This is a genomic window from Flagellimonas aurea, from assembly GCF_017313785.1.
Taxonomy (GTDB): Bacteria; Bacteroidota; Bacteroidia; order Flavobacteriales; family Flavobacteriaceae; genus Flagellimonas; species Flagellimonas aurea.
This window is the reverse complement of sequence record NZ_JAFLNL010000008.1, coordinates 177,689-196,722: the sequence shown is the minus strand read 5'-3', so window position 1 is coordinate 196,722 and position 19,034 is coordinate 177,689. Positions and strand designations below refer to the sequence as shown.

General features: G+C 42.9%; 19 protein-coding genes and 1 riboswitch. Of the genes, 13 read left to right on the top strand and 6 right to left on the bottom strand.

What is annotated here, in order from left to right; genetic code table 11:
• The first annotated feature begins 2 nt into the window (after positions 1-2).
• From J0656_RS14620 to J0656_RS14605, 4 genes are read left to right on the top strand one after another with little or no spacing between them, the layout of a single operon-like run.
• Positions 3-1,298 carry a TRAP transporter large permease gene (locus J0656_RS14620; RefSeq protein WP_207035173.1) on the top strand — a complete coding sequence of 432 codons (1,296 nt, stop codon included), beginning with the start codon at positions 3-5 and terminating at the stop codon, positions 1,296-1,298.
• Between the two features lie 41 nt (positions 1,299-1,339).
• Positions 1,340-2,698 (top strand): 3-keto-disaccharide hydrolase, encoded by a 1,359-nt coding sequence (locus J0656_RS14615; protein WP_207035170.1) that lies wholly within the window; start codon positions 1,340-1,342, stop codon positions 2,696-2,698.
• A 10-nt stretch (positions 2,699-2,708) separates the two neighbouring features.
• Positions 2,709-4,049 carry a Gfo/Idh/MocA family protein gene (locus J0656_RS14610; protein WP_207035168.1) on the top strand — a complete coding sequence of 447 codons (1,341 nt, stop codon included), beginning with the start codon at positions 2,709-2,711 and terminating at the stop codon, positions 4,047-4,049.
• Positions 4,050-4,055: 6 nt separating this feature from the next.
• Positions 4,056-5,234 carry a Gfo/Idh/MocA family protein gene (locus J0656_RS14605; protein WP_207035166.1) on the top strand — a complete coding sequence of 393 codons (1,179 nt, stop codon included), beginning with the start codon at positions 4,056-4,058 and terminating at the stop codon, positions 5,232-5,234.
• A gap of 132 nt (positions 5,235-5,366) precedes the next feature.
• Here the strand turns inward: J0656_RS14605 and J0656_RS14600 are convergent, their stop codons facing one another.
• The 6 genes from J0656_RS14600 to thiM form a co-directional block, all read right to left on the bottom strand.
• Entirely contained in the window at positions 5,367-6,278 is a 912-nt protein-coding gene (locus J0656_RS14600; RefSeq protein WP_207035163.1) for a ketopantoate reductase family protein, read from the bottom strand.
• Between the two features lie 98 nt (positions 6,279-6,376).
• Positions 6,377-7,018, bottom strand: a complete 642-nt coding sequence (locus J0656_RS14595; RefSeq protein ID WP_207035161.1) for an HAD family hydrolase — start codon at positions 7,016-7,018, stop codon at positions 6,377-6,379.
• Positions 7,009-7,659 (bottom strand): thiaminase II, encoded by a 651-nt coding sequence (gene tenA, locus J0656_RS14590; RefSeq protein ID WP_207035159.1) that lies wholly within the window; start codon positions 7,657-7,659, stop codon positions 7,009-7,011. The genes J0656_RS14595 and tenA overlap by 10 nt, the downstream gene beginning before the upstream one ends.
• Positions 7,646-8,479: a bifunctional hydroxymethylpyrimidine kinase/phosphomethylpyrimidine kinase gene (gene thiD, locus J0656_RS14585; RefSeq protein ID WP_207035158.1), complete on the bottom strand. Its 834-nt coding sequence runs from the start codon at positions 8,477-8,479 to the stop codon at positions 7,646-7,648. The genes tenA and thiD overlap by 14 nt, the downstream gene beginning before the upstream one ends.
• Entirely contained in the window at positions 8,476-9,114 is a 639-nt protein-coding gene (thiE, locus tag J0656_RS14580) for a thiamine phosphate synthase (RefSeq protein ID WP_207035156.1), read from the bottom strand. The genes thiD and thiE overlap by 4 nt, the downstream gene beginning before the upstream one ends.
• Positions 9,111-9,914, bottom strand: coding sequence for a hydroxyethylthiazole kinase (gene thiM / locus J0656_RS14575; protein ID WP_207035154.1), 804 nt, complete (start codon positions 9,912-9,914; stop codon positions 9,111-9,113). Before thiM ends, thiE begins: the two co-directional genes overlap by 4 nt.
• 69 nt (positions 9,915-9,983) lie before the next feature.
• Positions 9,984-10,076: riboswitch (TPP riboswitch) on the bottom strand.
• Between the two features lie 266 nt (positions 10,077-10,342).
• Between thiM and J0656_RS14570 the strand changes: the two genes are divergently transcribed.
• From J0656_RS14570 to J0656_RS14530, 9 genes are all read left to right on the top strand, one after another.
• The gene (locus J0656_RS14570; protein ID WP_207035153.1) at positions 10,343-11,074 is read left to right on the top strand and encodes a CPBP family intramembrane glutamic endopeptidase; all 732 of its coding nucleotides are present in this window, start codon (positions 10,343-10,345) and stop codon (positions 11,072-11,074) included.
• Positions 11,075-11,182: 108 nt separating this feature from the next.
• Entirely contained in the window at positions 11,183-12,112 is a 930-nt protein-coding gene (locus J0656_RS14565; RefSeq protein WP_207035151.1) for a polysaccharide deacetylase family protein, read from the top strand.
• Positions 12,113-12,174: 62 nt separating this feature from the next.
• Positions 12,175-13,878, top strand: coding sequence for a serine hydrolase domain-containing protein (locus J0656_RS14560; protein ID WP_207035148.1), 1,704 nt, complete (start codon positions 12,175-12,177; stop codon positions 13,876-13,878).
• Between the two features lie 24 nt (positions 13,879-13,902).
• Positions 13,903-14,610 carry a hypothetical protein gene (locus tag J0656_RS14555; RefSeq protein ID WP_207035146.1) on the top strand — a complete coding sequence of 236 codons (708 nt, stop codon included), beginning with the start codon at positions 13,903-13,905 and terminating at the stop codon, positions 14,608-14,610.
• A gap of 275 nt (positions 14,611-14,885) precedes the next feature.
• Positions 14,886-16,004 (top strand): serine hydrolase domain-containing protein, encoded by a 1,119-nt coding sequence (locus J0656_RS14550; protein WP_207035144.1) that lies wholly within the window; start codon positions 14,886-14,888, stop codon positions 16,002-16,004.
• A gap of 69 nt (positions 16,005-16,073) precedes the next feature.
• On the top strand, positions 16,074-16,409 hold the full coding sequence (locus tag J0656_RS14545) for a hypothetical protein (RefSeq protein ID WP_207035142.1): 336 nt from the start codon (positions 16,074-16,076) through the stop codon (positions 16,407-16,409).
• Entirely contained in the window at positions 16,393-16,971 is a 579-nt protein-coding gene (locus tag J0656_RS14540; protein WP_237688953.1) for an RNA polymerase sigma factor, read from the top strand. Before J0656_RS14545 ends, J0656_RS14540 begins: the two co-directional genes overlap by 17 nt.
• Positions 16,972-16,990: 19 nt before the next feature.
• A complete protein-coding gene (locus J0656_RS14535; protein WP_207035139.1) occupies positions 16,991-17,335 on the top strand; it encodes a hypothetical protein in 345 nt (114 codons plus the stop codon).
• 136 nt (positions 17,336-17,471) lie between these two features.
• The gene (locus J0656_RS14530; protein WP_207035138.1) at positions 17,472-18,926 is read left to right on the top strand and encodes an amidohydrolase family protein; all 1,455 of its coding nucleotides are present in this window, start codon (positions 17,472-17,474) and stop codon (positions 18,924-18,926) included.
• Positions 18,927-19,034 lie beyond the last annotated feature (108 nt).

Below are 19,034 nucleotides of genomic sequence, written 5' to 3'. Positions count from 1 at the left end.
TTATGGAATATATACCCTTGCTAGTTTTGATCATCAGTTTTGTGGGTCTTTTGGCCATCGGCACACCTGTGGCGTGGAGCATAGCTATTTCATCCATGTTGACCCTACTGGTAAGTTTGCCCATGCTGCCCGCATTCGCCACCATATCCCAACGAATGGCCACGGGCCTGGATAGTTTCGCCTTGTTAGCGATTCCATTTTTTATATTGTCCGGGGAACTGATGAACCACGGGGGAATTGCCCACCGTTTGATAGCTTTTGCCAAAAGCTTGGTAGGGGCATTGCCCGGAGGGCTTGCCCTGATCAATATTATATCGGCAATGTTCATGGGCGCCATTGCAGGTTCGGCCATGGCCTCGGCCTCTGCCATGGGAAGCATTCTAGGACCGGAAATGGAAAAAGAGGGATATGATAAGGGTTTTTCGGTATCCGTCAACATCACCTCGGCCACAACAGGGTTGGTAATTCCTCCAAGCAATGTATTGATCGTGTATTCCTTGGCAAGTGGAGGGGCATCCATTGCCGCACTTTTCTTGGCCGGATACATCCCTGGTTTGATCACCGGCTTATTGTTGATGGTGGTCGCCATGTTCTGGGCCAAGAAAAAAGGCTACGGCAAGGGACAACGAAGCTCATTAAAACAAGTTTTTAAAACATTTGTTGATGCCGTCCCAAGCTTATTTCTTTTGGTTCTGGTCATTGGGGGCATTGTGGCGGGCATTTTTACCGCTACCGAAGCTTCCGCCATTGCCGTGCTCTACAGTATGATTCTGGGCTTTGTCTATAAAGAGATAAGGTTTAAAAAACTACCCAATATCTTTTTGAACGCCTCGGCCACCACCGCTGTTGTTATGCTTTTGATAGCAGCCTCCATGAGTATGTCCTGGGCACTCTCCTTCGAGCATATACCTCAGGACATCAGTTCGGGACTTTTATCCATTACCGATAACAAGATTGCCCTATTGCTCATCATAAATATAATCTTGCTGATAGTGGGTATCTTTATGGACATTACACCGGCCGTGCTCATATTTACCCCCATATTTTTGCCCATTGTCACAAAATTGGGGATAGACCCGGTGCATTTTGGTATCATAATGATCTTGAACCTTTGCATAGGACTATGTACACCTCCGGTGGGTTCGGTACTCTTTGTCGGTGTCGGTGTAGCAAAAACATCAATTGAAAAAGTGATAAGGCCCCTATTGCCGTTGTTCGCGGCCATGATATTGGCACTTTTTCTGATCACCTATATTCCAGAATTGGCTCTCTGGCTACCAGGTCTTTTTGGCCTATAAATCGAATTGTAGAATATAATTTTTAACTCATGACACATAAAATGAATAAATTTAAACTAGGGACCTTGGCATTGTTGCTCTGTTGCGCATGTGCCGATGCTCCCAAAGATGATACTCCGTGGGTCGAATTGTCCGATGGGACCCTGAACGGATGGAACCAAAAAGGCGGGGAAGCCAATTATGAGGTAAAAGAGGATGCCATCGTAGGATCTACGGTACATGATACGCCCAATTCCTTTTTGACAACGGATAAGATGTATGACGATTTTATCTTGGAATTGGACTTCAAAGTGGATTCGACCATGAATTCGGGAATCCAAATACGAAGCAATAGCTTTCCCCATTATCAAAATGGAAGGGTGCACGGTTATCAGATTGAGATCGACCCATCGGATCGGGCTTGGAGTGCCGGAATCTATGACGAAGGTCGTAGAGGTTGGCTCGTTACCTTGGAAAACAATCCAGCGGCTCAAAAAGCATTCAAACAAAATGATTGGAACCACTATCGCATCGAGGCCATTGGGGATACGATTCAAACGTGGATCAATGGAGTGCCCGCCGCCCATTTGATCGATGATAAGACCGCAAGTGGTTTCATAGCGCTCCAAGTGCACAGTATTGGCAAAGATCAGAAGGCGGGAACAGAGATAGCCTGGAAGAATGTCAAAATCTTGACAGACAGCCTTTCAAAATACAGTAAAGAAATGCCCTTGGCACCAGTTGTGACAAAAAACCAACTGACCATTGATGAGGAAAAAAACGGATGGCAAATGTTATGGGACGGTGAGACCACCGTGGGATGGCGCGGTGCCCGTTTGGATGATTTTCCAGATAAAGGATGGAAAATCAAGGACGGTGTATTGACCGTTCTTTCCTCTGGGGGAGAGGAATCTGCAGCTGGTGGTGATATTGTGACCACGGAGTTGTACGGAGATTTTGAACTCAAAGTGGATTTCAAATTAACGGAAGGCGCCAATAGTGGTATCAAATATTATGTGGACACGGATTTGAACAAAGGACCTGGCTCCTCAATTGGTTTGGAATATCAAATTTTGGACGATGAAAGGCATCCCGATGCAAAATTGGGAAATCATGAAGGTAGTCGTACAGTGGCATCTTTGTACGATCTGATTCAAGCTGATATTAATAAGCCCATCAATCCGATCGGGGAATGGAACACGGCCCATATTATTTCTAAGGACAACCATGTGGAGCATTGGCTCAATGGGACTAAGGTTTTGGAGTACGAGCGAAAAAGCGATGCATACCGCAAATTGGTCTCAGAAAGCAAGTATGAGAAATGGCCCAACTTTGGCGAGGCCGATAAAGGTCACATACTGTTACAAGACCATGGGGATAGAGTAAGTTTTAAGAACATCAAAATAAGACCAATAAATTAAATCTAGATTTATGGGAGCGCGAAGAGACTTTATAAAAAAAACAACGGTCGCTGCTATTGGCATGGGACTACCCGGTAGCATCAATGCTATGACGGCCAAGAGTTATAACAATATTTTAGGAGCAAATGATAGGATTCATGTTGCCCTTCAAGGTTTGGGAAGGCGATATGGAGCCTATATTCCTTCCATAGCGGCTAAGCAAAACAATGTGCGCCTGAACTATCTATGCGATGTTCGGGGCAGCCAACTGGAAAAGGCGGCACAACATGTATCCGAACAAATATCATATAATCCCAAACAGGAAAAGGATATCAGAAAAATTCTTGAGGACAAGGATGTGGATGCGATTTTTATGGCAACGCCCGATCATTGGCATACACCCGGAGCCTGTATGGCCATGGAAACCGGGAAACACGTTTATTTAGAAAAGCCCTGCAGCCATAACCCTCATGAGAATGAAATTGTGGTCGCGTTTCAAAAAAAGTACGATAAGGTGGTCCAAATGGGCAATCAGCAACGATCGTCACCACAGAGTATCGAAATCATCAACGATATCCATAATGGCATTATTGGCAAGGCCTACAAAGCAATAGCCTTTTATACCAATGGAAGGGGGGAAGTTCCGATTCCCGTACAGACTGCACCACCAGAGGACTTGGATTGGGAACTGTTCCAAGGGCCCGCCCCTAGAAAAGCATACGCCCACGATACCTGGGACTATAACTGGCATTGGTACGGTTGGGATTATGGAACCGCTGAAATGGGGAATAATGCAACGCATGAACTGGATATAGCACGATGGGCGTTGGATGTGAAGTATCCAGAATATGTGGATGTGATCGCTGGGAAGCACCAGTTTGTGAATGACGGATGGGAAATGTACGACACCATGGAGGCGACCTATGCATTTGCCGATGATAAGATCATTCAATGGGATGGAAGCAGTAGGAACGGCTATTCCAAGTACGGTCGTGGTCGAGGTACCCTAATTTACGGTTCCGAGGGTTCGGTAATGGTGGACCGCGACGGATATGAACTGTACGATCTTAAGGGGGAATTGATCAAGGAAAATAAATCCGGCGGTAACGAAGGAGGAACTGCTCTTGGCGGAGGTGGAGACCTATCAACAAGACATGCAGTGAATTTCTTTGATGCCATTCGAGGAAAAGAAGCGTTGACATCACATATCGAAGTGGGGGCCATTTCGCAAATGTTGACACACTATGCCAATATAGCCTATCGAATCGATAAAGGCTTCAATGTGGATGGGAACACGGGAAGAATATTCGATCGGGAAGCCATGGAGCTTTGGAAGCGAACGTATGAACCTGGATGGGAACCAAAACTTTAAGAGAACATGAAACGACGCGACTTTATAGTAAAAGGAAGTCTGGCAAGTTCCGCTGCCCTATATGCCCCAACGGTGCTTGGGTACGGAACCTTTAGTGTGAACGAGACCATTAATATCGGGGTCATAGGAACGGGGGATCGAGGCGGTGGACTCATTCCTTTTATTAATCAAATCCCCAACATGCAAGTAGTGGCCTGTTGTGATATTATCCCATTCAGACTTAGCTCGGGTCTTTCAAAAGTAGAAGGAAAGGCCAAAGGATATTCCGATTACAAAAAAATGTTGGAAGACAAGGATGTGGACGCCGTTTTGGTGGCTACCCCGTTCAGCACACATTCCAAGATAGCTATTGATGCCCTAAAGGCAGGAAAGCACGTGTATGGGGAAAAGACGATGGCAAAAGGGTACGAGGAGATAGCTGAATTGGTCTCGGCAGCTGATGAGTCCAATAGCATATTTCAGACAGGCCATCAGTACCACAGCTCCCGTTTGTACTCCCATGTTGTTGATGAGATCAAAAACGGGAAAATAGGAAAAATAACGGCTTTTGAATGTCAATGGAACCGTAACGGCAATTGGCGTCGCCCTGTCCCGGACCCAAAATGGGAACGTATGATCAACTGGCGCATGTACAGAGAGTTTTCAGGAGGGCTTTTGGCCGAACTTTGTTCGCACCAATTGGATTTTGCCAATTGGGTCATGGGGGCCATGCCCGAAAAGGTCATGGGTATAGGAGGCATTGATTATTGGAAAGATGGTAGGGAGACCTATGACAACATCCATCTTATCTACAGTTATCCGGAAGGGGTAAGAGCGTCATTTACCTGTCTTACCAGTAACGCTATGGGCGATTACAAGGTCAAGGTAATGGGAGACAAGGGAACCTATATCTTGGACTATGCAAAGGCTTGGTTTTATCCAGAAGGAAGCTACGAAAAGAAAATCGGGGAAGTCGACGGTGTTTCTGGGGCCACCCTAAACTGGGACCAGGGCAGGGGCATACCCTTACAGTTTGACCATGAAGATCCTAGCAAACAGGCCTTAATCGACTTTAGGGACAACATTGTGAACAATACATTGCCTGTTTCCAATGCCAAGACAGGTGCCATGGCTGCAACCTGTGTGCAAATGGGATTGGATGCTATGTATGATGATGTAATTATGAGCAAACCACAGCAGGGTTGATGGTAGCAGGCCTCACCCAAAATACGGTATCACTGATTTTCAAAACTTGATGATCGATCAAGGATTGAATGAGTACTAAATCCATAAAATATGCTTTGTAGTTGTCCCAATCAATACATCATGAAAATAAAGTTATTTTATGGTCGATTTTAATTGAATCAACTCCCCAAGCAATTTAGTGAGCGTTACTGTTTCGGGGATGCCCATATCGTTGGCCATTCTTGAGATTTCAAGGTTTAAACTTTCAATTTCTGTCCTTCTATTTTGAAGGATGTCCACATAAGTGGAAATTAACTGACCATCCGATCGTTTACTGATCTGCATCAGGTTGTTTTCTATAGCATCCTTGTCAAGAGCAATACCTCGTTTTTGTGCTACACCAACACATTCTTCAATGACCGTTCTTGCCAATCTTCTTGCATCTGCATTCCTAATAAAAATACCATTGTCGGTCTCGAGCAATGGACAGATGGAGTTGAAGGCACAATTGGCAATCACTTTTGTCCATAGTAATGGAGTGATATCGGTTTCGCTTCGAAAGCTAAAGTGTTGTGTATTGATCCAATCCACCAAATCCTGAAGGCCGTCATTGTTTCCCTGCAAGTTTCCAACGGGCGACGGCATTACCGATTTAAAGGTAACCTCGTTGTCACCGGTTACTTGACTGGTGGAAAACAGGATACAGCGATATATTTTGTCGAACATTTCAAAAGGACGTTCCACATGGAGTCCGTTTTGGAGGAGAACAATAGAAAAATCCCCTTTTTTGTCCTTTAGTTTTCCAGCAATCTCGGTATTGGCGAACGCTTTTACGGTAATCAAAACAATCCCATTGATAGCTTGTAGGCCCTTAAAGGTTGTTGTCGTTATCCTTTGCTGAAATGTTTTATTTTTTTCAATAACGGTAATGGTTTCTTCAGTGTCGGGTATGTTGTCCACACTGCCTCTGACAAGCACCACCTCTTTGTTTTCTTGTTGTAAAAAAACGGCCAGAGCCTTTCCTATGGCTCCCGAACCAACAATGTAAATTTTTGTTTCTTTCATGCTTGTTTGCTTTATAGAGTTGCTGCTAGGTAATCAGTAAGGCTATAAGTTATCTGCCCCATGCTCGTATATGGCTGTTATGTTGACCTCTGCCTATTCTACTTGATATTAAAATCGTCAATCTCATAATCTGCCCATTGCAGAGATACATTTTTATTTCCCTGAGTATAGGCAATAACGGTCATTCCAGCATTTTTTGCTGCCTTCATTCCAATCTCGCTATCTTCTATCACGGCACACTCTTCGGGCCTTACCTTCAATTTCTCTGCTGTTTTTAAGTATATGGCAGGATGTGGTTTGCCCTTTACTTCAAAATCGGCCGATGAAACGATGTCGAAAAAATCCGTGGTCTTGGTCCTTTCCAGTACCGTTGGAATGATTTTTTGCGGTGCATTGGTCGCTAATCCAATTTTATAGTGTTGGGCTTTGAGCTGTTTTATGAAGGTCTTGATTCCCTGGGTGACACAATCTTCGGATTGAATCAATTCCATGACCCTGTGGATGACCATCTCTTCCGCTTCGGGCAAGGTTTTCCCCTTCCATGGAAACCGTTCGAACCAGAACAGGGTGACTTCCTTGGTCGTCATGGACCGTGTCAGCAAGCTCTCTTCTTCCGTCAACGAGACACCAAGTGAGGAAAAAACCTCAAATTCTGCCTGTTTCCATAGGCATTCACTTTCCACCAACACCCCGTCCATATCAAAGATGACTGCTTTCTTGTCCTTTAATATCAGCTCCATGTTCTTCCAGTGTATGCTGCATCCCAGAAATGGTACTCCAAATGCGAGGCATGGATAAAGGCTTCGGTCATCTTGGCCCTTGTTACTGGAGTGGCACGTTCCGCTGCAAGGTCACAGATCATGATTGCACGTTGTACACTATCTGAAAATTCCTCCCCACCGTAGGTGTCGATCCATCGTTGGTAAGGGTTATTGAAGGTTTGTTGACCTTTGTAAATGTGATCACCTACTTTTTTATAGATCCAAAAGCACGGTAGCGTTGCGGCCATGGCCACTTCTACGGGTTCCATGGCAGCAGTACTTTTTAAAAAGTGGGTATAGTGGTGGCATGCCGGTTGTATCTTACCCTTGTCCGTTACACCAAAATCCTGAAAGTAGGATTCGTGAAGTGCATTTTCAACGACTATGGCACCTTCCGCAAAACGAAGATAGGCCAATGCATCTCCAATATCATGGGATTTGGCACCTATGAGTGCAAGTGCCCTTCCGAAATGCTCCAGATAAATGGAATCTTGGGCCATATAAAATTGAAACTTGTTTTTGGGCAGAGTACCGTTTGCCAGCTCTTGGACAAAAGGCATGTCCAGTATAGCGCTATAATTACTTTCGATTTTTTTCCAGGCCTGTTCAGTCCATTTCATTTTTAATCATTTTTTGAGGGTTGAAAAAGTGGTTCAAGGGACCGTTTCCCTTTCCGGTCTGTACATTTTTTCCACTGTAAATGGCATTGTGCACATAACTTTGGGCAACATCCACGGATTCAAACAGGGTTTTGCCCTGTGCCAACAGGGAGGCAATTGCAGAAGACAGGGTACAACCAGAGCCATGTGTGTTGTTCGTTCTGATTTTTTTCGTTTTAAAAGAGTGGCACTGATTGTTCGGGTCGAAAAACAAGGAGGTAATGTTTGTCGTCTCCTGGTGCCCTCCTTTCATGAGGATGCTGTTGCACCCTAGTTCTTTGATTTGTTTTCCGGCAGTTCTCATCTCTTCCAATGTCTTTACTTCCATATTGGCCAAGATGGCTGCTTCGTCCATATTGGGCGTTATGACCGTGGCAATGGGGAGCAATTGTTCTATCAGGGCATTTACTGAATCCTCTTCGATAAGACGATGTCCACTGGTGGCCACCATGACCGGGTCGAATACTATGGGAACCGCTTCGTATTTTTTTAAGGTACTCGTTATACTTTCCACTAATTTTGGGGTGTGAACCATTCCTATTTTTATGGCAGCTGGCATGATATCGTCCATAACCGCTTCAATTTGGTCTTTGACAGCTTCCAACGATATGGGGTAGATTTTTCGTACCCCTTGCGTGTTCTGAACGGGCAGGGCCGTGAGCACCGTTGTGGCATAACACCCGAGTGCCGATATTGTTTTGATATCTGCTTGGATACCAGCTCCGCCGCTTCCATCAAAACCGGCAATGGACAAAACCGAAGGATAGGTATACTTCTTCATTTTTCTATGGTATTTTTTAGTTGATAAGCTGCTTTCATGGGGTCGTCAGCCCCACATATGGCAGATACTACGGCTATGCAGTCCGCACCGGCTCGGAAGACGGCTTTGGTATTGTTCACATGGATATTACCAATGGCTACCAGTGGCTTTTTTGTCAATTGTCGGATTTTTGAGATGCCCTCTAGTCCCCATTCCGTTACGGTGTCCGTTTTTGTATTGGTACTGAATACGGGGCTAATCGCAAGATAGTCCGATACCATTGTTTGCACGTTCTCCAGTTGTTTCAAATATTCTATTGAATATCCGATCAGCTTTTCCTCAAAACCGGCTCGTTGTCTCAAGACTGTGGGCCGGGTATCCGTATTGCCCACATGGATGCCAGAAGCATCAGCTAAGGCGGCCACTTTTGGATTGTCATTGATGATCAACGGCACACCATATTTTTCCGTGATATCCCTTAATTGTTTTGCCCTTTCCAAGAATAGGGGTTCGGTTAATTGCTTCTCACGCAATTGGATAATATCAACACCTCCTTGGATAGCCTGTTCCGCTACCTGCAACATGCCTTTTCCACGGCAAGCATCTTCCGAGATGACTAAATACAATCGGTATGGAAATAGGGAACGTACCTTCACTGTTTTGATATTCTGATATGGTCGTAAAACTCTTTTTCTGAAAGATTATGGAGTTTATCTATGAGTTTTAGCTGAAGGCTACCAGGGCCATCCACCTGTTCTGCCGATAGTTCTCCTGCTATGCCCAACAAGGCCATTGCTGCCGTTGTTCCTTCGGTTTTATCTTCCACAACACCCACAAAAGCCCCAATAAGTGCAGACGCGGTACAACCCATACCAGTCACTTTGGTCATTAGCGGATGTCCGTTTTTTACAAGAACAGTTTGAGTGCCATTTACGATGATATCTGTTTCACCGGAGATGCATACCAAAGTTTCGTGTTGAATGGCCAACCCAATAGCTGCGTTCACGGCCTCGTTGCTGTCGGCCGTGCTGTCCACACCTTTGGTGGCCCCTTCGTTGGCTTGGGCCAATGCCATAATCTCAGATGCATTGCCCTTGACCACGATTGGCTTGAACGCTAACAGTTTTTGCAAGATTTTATCCCTGAACGGGGTAGCCCCGGCACCAACAGGGTCCAAGACCCATGGTTTACCCAATTTATGTGAGGTCTCAGCAGCCAAAAGCATGGTTTCAGACCAATATTCATCCAAGGTGCCAATATTGATGACCGATGCATGGGCCAGAGCTACCATATCGGGTACCTCGGATTTTGCATGTGCCATAATAGGGGATGCACCTGCTGCCAAAAGGGCATTGGCTGTATTGTTCATCACAACATAGTTGGTGATATTATGCACCAAAGGAGATTTTGATCTGACGGATTCGATGTGTTTCCAGAGAATTTTTTCCATTACCATTATTGATTTAGATTACAATGGCCTTAGGTGTAAATCGGAAAACAAAGGAAAGTAACATCACCAGAAAGTGATGCTTGTTTCGCTTTTCCCTACGTCGGTGTGAGCCGTATCAGGTTCCAAGGGACTCTCTCAATTCTTTTCAGAATACCCCTAAAGCTTTTACAAAGGTACACATAATTAAGAACCTTTTTTGGAGTGGATACTATCCTTTTTTCCAAGTTGCCCTATTCAAGCTTTATGGGATTGCTTTTTGGTATTCTCAGTTTTTTTAATGATGATAACGCTTTGTTAACGAACTGGGATCTGTGATTGACTTAGGATTCTATCTTTGGTTTAAGTTATAGTAGCACTATTGCGGTACATCTACAGGTAGCGGTGTGGGTCTGAACGGCTCCCCCACTATCTCATTAGATAAACAATGACATTATATGAAAAAAATAGAAAAACAATCCGAAATGAACAAAGTGGGTAAAACAAAAACGTTGGTTGTTTTTATAGGGACCATTTTTTTGGGATATGTACTTTTTATCATCCCGGATGTTTTTTTTGGAGTTACCAAGATAAATGGAGGTAAAATCGGTATAAACTTGCTTTTTATTGGTCTCTTTCAATTTATAACGGTGACTGCCTTGCTGTACGGATCCCTAAAAATTTTAAATAAAAAGTTTAGTGATATTGGCCTTCGCTTTAACAATCTTGGAAAGGATATTCTTTTGGGTACTTTTTTCGGCGGTGTATGGACCATGCTTCAATTTGCTTTTATTATTCCAAACACAGGCAGAGCAAACCGTCCGGACATTAATGGAATGTTGGACATGTATGATGGGAGTTTGGTAGGGACCATATCCTTTGTAGCGCTTGGTGTTATAGGCGGCGGAATTACCGAAGAGATTTTTAACAGGGGATATTTTATCAATGTGTTGAAGGAAACTTTCAGGAATCCAAAAAAAGGGCTTTGGTTTTCGGCAATTCTGTCCATTCTGCTTTTTGCATTGGGTCACATGCCGGTCAATACGTTGGACTGGTTTGATATTTTGGTGCCCACCATTCTATATACAGTATTGTTCATTTGGACGAAACGCCTTTCGGCATCCATAGTGGCCCATGGTGTCTACAATGCATCAGCCATTATTTTAACTTATTCTATTTACTTTTACTAATAAGATAGTTAGGGGCTTTATCCTGTGGATAAAAACAAAACAATGTAACAAAGGAAGAGATGAAATACTCTTTTGGTAAAAGTAAAACACACTTCAATCTTACAAAATATGCAATTTAAACTTCAATTGTTTTTTTTGGTCTTTAGCGGACTTCTGTGTTTTGGCCAACAAAAATCCATTTCCATAACCATAGATGATGTCCCCAATGCCACTAAATATCAAAAAGACGGTTATAGCCCAAAGTTGTTGAACTTATTGGACTCCTTGGACATCCCTTTCACCATTTTCATCAATGAGAAGAAAATTTTGCAAACGGAAGACGTGGAACATAACAAGACCCTATTGGAATCTTGGATCAAAAGGGAACTTGCCCTGATCGGAAACCACACTTATAGTCATCCCAGATATTCGGATGCGGGTTTGGACAGTTTTGTCCAAGACATTGAAAAAGGGGAGATATTGACTAAGCGGTATGCGGTAAAGCATGGCAAAAACCTTGCATATTTTCGGTTTCCCTTTAACGACATGGGCAAAGATTCCATACAGCATGTACAGATCAGGGAGTATTTAAGGTCAAAGGATTACATAATAGCCCCTTTCACCGTAGAAAGCTCCGACTGGATGTTCGATTATGTTTATCAGCATTACTTGGACAGTGGAGAAATTGGGAAAGCCAAGGCAGTCGGGGAACAATATGTGCAAAAGACCGTAGCATTGGTCGGTTTTTTTGATGAAATGGCAAAAAGTTTATACGGGCGTTCCGTAAAGCATATCTATCTATGCCACGACAATGCCATCAATGCCGATTATTTGGGGGAAATCATCACAAGACTAAAACAGAACGATTACCAAATAGTAAGTTTCAAGGAATCGCTTACCGACCCGATTTATGATCAAGAGGACCACTATTACAAAAAATGGGGCATCAGTTGGCTGTACCGATGGATGGATACACAGGAAGAACGGGTAAAATGGATGAAACAGGAACCCGATTTATCTGAAATACAGGGTGCTTATCAACAAATACTTGAAAATTGAAGCCTATTGGATTGAAGATGTGATTTTCAACAAAAGTTAAGTTCAACCATCAAACATTCATTATGATCAAAAAACTTTTTATAGTACCATTACTTGCAATACTGTTTTCTTTTTGTTCCCCCAAAAAGTCAACATCTGAAACAGATGAACTTATCGGGGTATGGTCCGGATTACTGTTCCAAACCGAATCAAAATACGATTCATTGGTACTCTCACCAGCAATTGTTCCTTCGAAGGCATATTTATATGAAAAAGGCAAGAAGACTGTACGCCAAATTACCAGAAAAGGGAGGGTTTTTAATTTTAAAGATTCTTCTGGCCTTCGTTTTGAAGGTTTTTTGGCCAGTGACAGTACAACCTTTCATGGTGTATTTACCCATGATCTTTGGGCACAAAACCTCAGTTTTGAGCATAAGGATAACCAATGGAGGGCTAAAATTTATAAACCCGAAATAATCGATACCGATTATATCGTGTATTTGGAATTTTACAAGGATTCAACAAGCAAGGTACAGGCCAATATTCAAAGCAATAAGGAGAATAGGGAACTGCATTTCAAGATTGAAGAGGTTTTGGTGGAAGGGAACCGTATCGATTTCAAGATAACCAACGACCGTTTCGGGATTTCTGCAGTTTACGATACGGAGAAAAGGAATATAGCTCTTACTTATGGCAATGCGGGGGGGAAAAGAAAAGTTCAGATGAAAAAGCTCAAACCCAATGAATTGGAAGGTTACTTGCCAAAATTGCCTCAGGAAAACTATCAATACAGTATTCCAAAAGCTCCGGATTCCACCATGCAGTCAGCTTCTTTGGAGGATGTAGGCATCGACATCTCTATGTTGAGTTTTATTGATCTGGCAAATGGCAAAAACCTAGAGCACATTCATGGCATTATAATCACAAAGGACAGAAAACTTGTGTTTGAAGAATATTTTCATGGATATAACAGGGAAAATATCCATGATATACGGTCCGCTTTTAAATCCTTGGCATCCTTGGCGCTGGGCAAGGCCATGATGAAAAACGATGAACTAAACGTTGAAAATGCCGTAGTGGATTACTATCCTGAGTATAGCATCAATGATGCCCAGAAGAAAAAAATCAACATTTATCACATTTTGACCATGAGCACCGGCATACAGTTGGAGGATGAGGATAAGATGCAGTGGGAACATAAGGATTGGGTGGGGTACAAACTAAATTTGCCCATGGTACATGAACCTGGGAATGTTTTCGAATATTCCTCCGGAGGCAGTAATTTATTGACAGGGATCATCCAAAAATCGGTGGACACTTATCTTCCCCTTTTCATTTATAAGGAACTATTGTTGCCCATGGATATCCATAACTTTCAAATGCTCACTTCGCCCACTGGGATGGGATATTTGGCCGGCTCATTTTATATGCGTCCCATTGATTTTACCAAGTTCGGATTATTGGTACTCGATAAGGGAACCTGGAACGGCGAACAATTGATCGGGGAATCCTGGATAGATGAATCCATAAAACCACATATAAAGGGGAGCTGGCCCAAAGATTCTGACTATGGATATTTATGGAGATTGCTGGAGCGTGAAGTGGGCGGAAAACGGATGAGGACCATTGAGGCTTGGGGCAATGGCGGTCAGTTTCTTATCATAATTCCTGAAATTGATATGACCATAACTTTTACTGGGGGCAATTATAATTTGTTTCCCGAGATGGAGGACCGTCCCTTTTCGATTTTAACCGAATACATATTGCCGGCCGTTCAATTAAAATAGGTATTTACATCATCAAATTAAAAAATGAAAAAACAACTTCCAATAATCAACCTTACACTGCTGATCGCCCTGATTTGCTTCGTCTTTTATGATAGACAGGTCAAGAATGTTGAGACATTCAAAGAGATTAAGGCAGAAAGACTCAGCATAATTGATGCCGAGGAAAACCTGTACATTTCAATCAGTAACCCCGAAAAGCAGGCATTGGCCACTACTCATGGCATTGCACATAATCCTGGCTCTAATAGGGATTTGCCCGGTATCATATTTTTTAATCGTGTTGGGGATGAAGTAGGAGGTATCTACTATGATGGAACTGATGAAGAGAATTTTTCAGGTATCACTTTTGATCAACAAAAAAACGACCAAATAATGGCCATCATGAAAGACGAATACCTAGTTGATGGTGAGTGGAAAAGGTGGTATGGTATGTTTTTTAGGGAGCGGTCCGACTCCATACGGGTTGAAAAATTGTACGATCAGTTTCTGGAACGGACGAAATCAATGACGAAGGCAGAAAAAGATGCGGAGTATCTGAAATTTAAAAAATACTTGGATTCCGAAATCAACGTATACAGGATGTTCCTAGGGCGTGAGGAAAGCAAGAATACCGGTTTATTTATTTATGATTCAAAAGGAAATGAACGGATTAAAATTTATGTAGATGAATTTGATAATACCCGTTTTGAAATTTTTGATAAAAACGGAGTAAAACAAACCATTGAACGCTGAAGAATTAAAACAAACCTCTAATCATTCCGATTATCCTTTAAGCATGTAAGAAAAAGAACGGTATCAATGACAGTGATGTTTTTTGTTCAGGATGCGTCCAGCTTATGATGGCCAGCCAGCGTGATATGTGCCCGTTTAGATAACCAAAACGAAAGACAGGCCCAAATTGTAGATTAATTTCTTTTGGGGATTTGTAACCATTTCAAAAGTCGTCTTGTCCTATGGATGTGAATTCACAAAAAAAAGACGAATTATCAATTAAAAATCACATAGAAATGATTACTGTAAGTTTAAAACGATTTTACTTTTTTCTTTTTACCTCAACCTTGTTGTCAGGGGCGATTGGATATGCCCAACAGCAAACTATCCATACCATGTACGGCAAAAGTGTGGAGCCCTCTGAACTTACCCAGGGCATCAAAACGATTATGGAACAACATAGTGTCCCCGGTTTGTCCATTGCCGTTATCAATAACAATGAATTGGTCTATCACAGTGCCTTGGGGGTATCCAATATTGAAACAAACGAGCCCGTGAATGGGGAGAGTATATTTGAGGCGGCCTCCTTATCCAAACCTATTTTTGCCTATTTCGCCTTGAAAATGGTGGAACAGGGCAAGCTCGATTTGGACCGGCCGCTCCATGAATATCTGCCACATCCAGGTTTTGCTCCCGAATCTGAGGAGGATGCCAAGTTGATTACGGCACGTATGGTATTGGCACATCAGGCAGGGATGCCCAACCATGCCTCTGGCAAAAAAATAAAGTTGGCCTTTAAGCCAGGTACCGGATTCGGGTATTCCGGAGAGGCCTATCAATATTTGGCCGCAGTTATTGGCATGCAAAACGAAGTGGGCTGGAAGGAAGGTTTGAACGATTTGTTTCAAAAGAAGGTAACCGGACCTTTGGGTATGCCCCATTCCACCTTTGTTTGGGACGATTATATTGCTGAGCACAAGGTATATGGACATGATGAAGATGATGGAACGCCCAAACACAGAGTGCCCTCAGAAGGATATTGGGAAGATGGCGTCTTTAGTGCCTACTCCAGTTTGCATAGTGAGGCCAAGGAATATGCCCAATTTGTAATCGCCATGTTGAAGAAAGAAGGCTTGAAACAAGAAACTTTTGAAGAAATGCTCAAAGAGCATACCCATTTTGATGAGGACAACCCATTGCGTAAGGAAGTTGGTCAAACCGGATGGGGACTTGGATTTGCACAAAAACGCACCCCTGAAATGACCATGCACATGCATACAGGAAACAATCATGATTTCCAGGCCTACGTAATGTTCGTTCCGGAAAAGAAGTATGGATTGGTAGTATTTACCAACTGTGCCAAAATGATACAAGTGGTTTCAGGTTTATCTGAGATTCTTGGTCCACAATTTTAAAAAATGCCCGGGATGGTAAAACTAGTAACTTTCTGGGACAAGATATAAAACAAAAAAAATAACAATAGTATGGAAAATGTTCAAGATGCCATAGGTGCCCTGGTCCTGATGTCAGGATTGGTAGTGATCGTATATATCATTGCACGATACACTTATTTGGTCAAAAAGGCCATGATTGAAAACGGGCTGGCAATCCCGGCGAAATCGAAGCGATTGATGTTCATTGATATTGGATGTATTATGGGGGGAATTGGCTTGGGCCTTTTGGTTTCCTCCATGTTCAGTGCGATGGACTTGGATGAAAATACCACCGACCTTTTGGTATGGGGGACCATTTTGATTTTTGGTGCCATAGGGATGGTTCTGGCCCACTTTTTAAGAAACAAATTTGGCGATCAGGGATAACGATACAGATGCGAAATTGATTGATAGGGTCAAGGAAGGAGATGATAGGGCTTTTGTTGAACTGGTGAACAAGTACAAAGACCTTTCCCTTTCTTTGGCCCATTCCATCATGAAAGATCGTGACAAGGCTGAGGATGTGCTTCAGGATGCTTTTGTGAAGGTATATGAGAAGGCTGGTAGTTTCAAGCATCAATCCGCCTTTTCCAGTTGGCTATACCGCATTGTGGTCAATACGGCCTATAATGCCTTGAAAAAGGAAAAGAAATATCGTGAAATGGAACATTTCAATCAGGAGACCACAAACATTGGGGAAACCACTAATACGGATACAATCCGGGAGGAGGATCAAAAAAAATATATTGTAATGGCCATGGAACGGTTGCGGCCCGATGAGGCCTTGGTGCTCAGACTCCATTATCTGTGCGGACATTCGATCACGGAGATCCAGGAAATTACCGGATTTGGAATTTCCAAGGTCAAAGTAGACCTGCACAGGGGCAGGGGGCATATGGAAGAGGCACTCGAAGATTTATTGGGAGATCAAGTCAAAGACCTTTTGTGATACATTAAAACGAATACCTATGGAAGACAAAGCGTTTAAAAAAATACTTTTGAAAAGTGAAGTGAAGACTTCAGAAAGATTCACCGATGATTTGATGAAGAGGCTGGAAACTCGAAAAGCGGAACGCCCCACATCAATACAAATAGCACTCCGACCAGCACTATGGGGCTTGGTAACTGTAGAAATGGCCGTATTGGCCTTATTTTTTCTGGTGCCGATGACCTCTTTTACCGTTTTCAACTGGATTCATCTTGGAAAGACACATTTGATGGTTGGGCTTATATTTCTGTTTATATTGGGTATCAACCATATGCTTCGACTTTCACAAAAGGTGGAATCCTACAATCAATTGGTCAAACAATAAGACGTGGTTTTGAAGTGTTTAAGCGTTGTCCAGAAAAGTATTGTTTATGTATGTGCTCTTTTTTGTCGACCTATGGTGGCCAAGACGTATTGGGGGAGCTATGCAGAAAATTTATATATAAAGCGATTGTTAAAGTATGACTAAGAAAATCATATTGCTAAATATTGCCTTTGTTTTGGCGAGCATCTCTTTTTTTGAACAAGATTCCAAAAAGGCTTCCGCTCCATATCGAATCAAGAAAGTGAAGTCGGAATTGACAAGAAATGTGTATTCGGACAGTGTTTTGAGATATGTAAAGCATAACTATGAAACCATAGTACTACGTAATGCCACCATTATTGATGGTACAGGAGCTCCAGCAAAGAAGAAACGAACAATTATAGTCAAATCAGGAAAGTTTCATGCAATCGGAAATGATGATGAAGTAGTTGTCCCTACAGGTGCAAAGATCATGAACATGCAGGGGAAGACAATTATACCAGGTCTTGTAGGTATGCACAACCATCTTCATATCCCCGGTTTTCCCGATGTGGGGGAAATAGCTTCCAAATTGTATTTGGCCGCAGGGGTGACAACGATACAAACCTGTGGGGCCACCGATTCGGAAAAGGAACTTTTGTTGTCAGATGAAATTGAGCGAGGGGAAAAAATAGGACCCAATATAGTTCCAAGTGCACCTTTTGTAAATGGGCCTGGTGGCAACCCGAACATGATCATACCCAAAAATTTGAAACATCTGAAGGATACATTAGGGTATTGGTTGAACAAAGGTGTCAAATGGATCAAGGTTTATAGAAATGTTGAACCCGATGATCTTGAGGGGATTATTGATGTGGCCCACGGATATGGGGCCAAGGTCAGGGGGCATTTATGTTCCGTAACCTTTGAAGAAGCGACCCGGTACGGTATTGATGGTATTGAACATGGATTGAACAGCGCCAGTGATTTTAGGACCAATAAGAATTATGGTGTCTGTGGGGGAGGTCGTGAGTATATGGATGAATTAAATATAGATGACCCGAAGGTCAAAACCTTACAGCAACAAATGATTGATAGGGGTACGTTTTTGACGTCCACCCTTTCCATTTATGAAGCCAGTGTGCCCAACAGAATCTATTTGGATGATAGGGCCAAATCGGTAATGTCCCCTTATTTGCTCGATCAGTATGAAAGGCGGAGCAAGGAGGCGCAACAATCAAAAAGTGACCTGACCCGCGAGAAACGCTTGCAGCGTATTATGGCTTTTGAACGACAGTTCCATGAAATGGGCGGCCTATTGTGCAGTGGAGTGGATGCAGGCAGGCATATCGTACCTGGATTTGGGGATCAACGGAATTTTGAGTTGCTAAGAGAAGCTGGTTTTAGCACTGAGGAAGCGATTCAGGTCATGACCGGCAATGGTGCAAAAGCGCTTGAAAAAAATGATATTGGCTCGATAGCGGTTGGTAAAAATGCGGATTTTGTCAGTTTGGACGGAATTTTGATCAATGACCCATCTGTGATATATAAGGTAAATACTGTGTTCAAGAACGGTTTGGGCTATGATCCCAATAAACTGGTCGGGGACCTTCAAGGTAAGTTTGGTCTATAATGAAGTGTGAAATTCCGATTGGATGTCGATAGAGGAGGCCCTGGACAAGTTGGGTGCAACGGTTCCATCGTTAAAGCAAATAACCGAGCATATTTTGGATAACCCTGA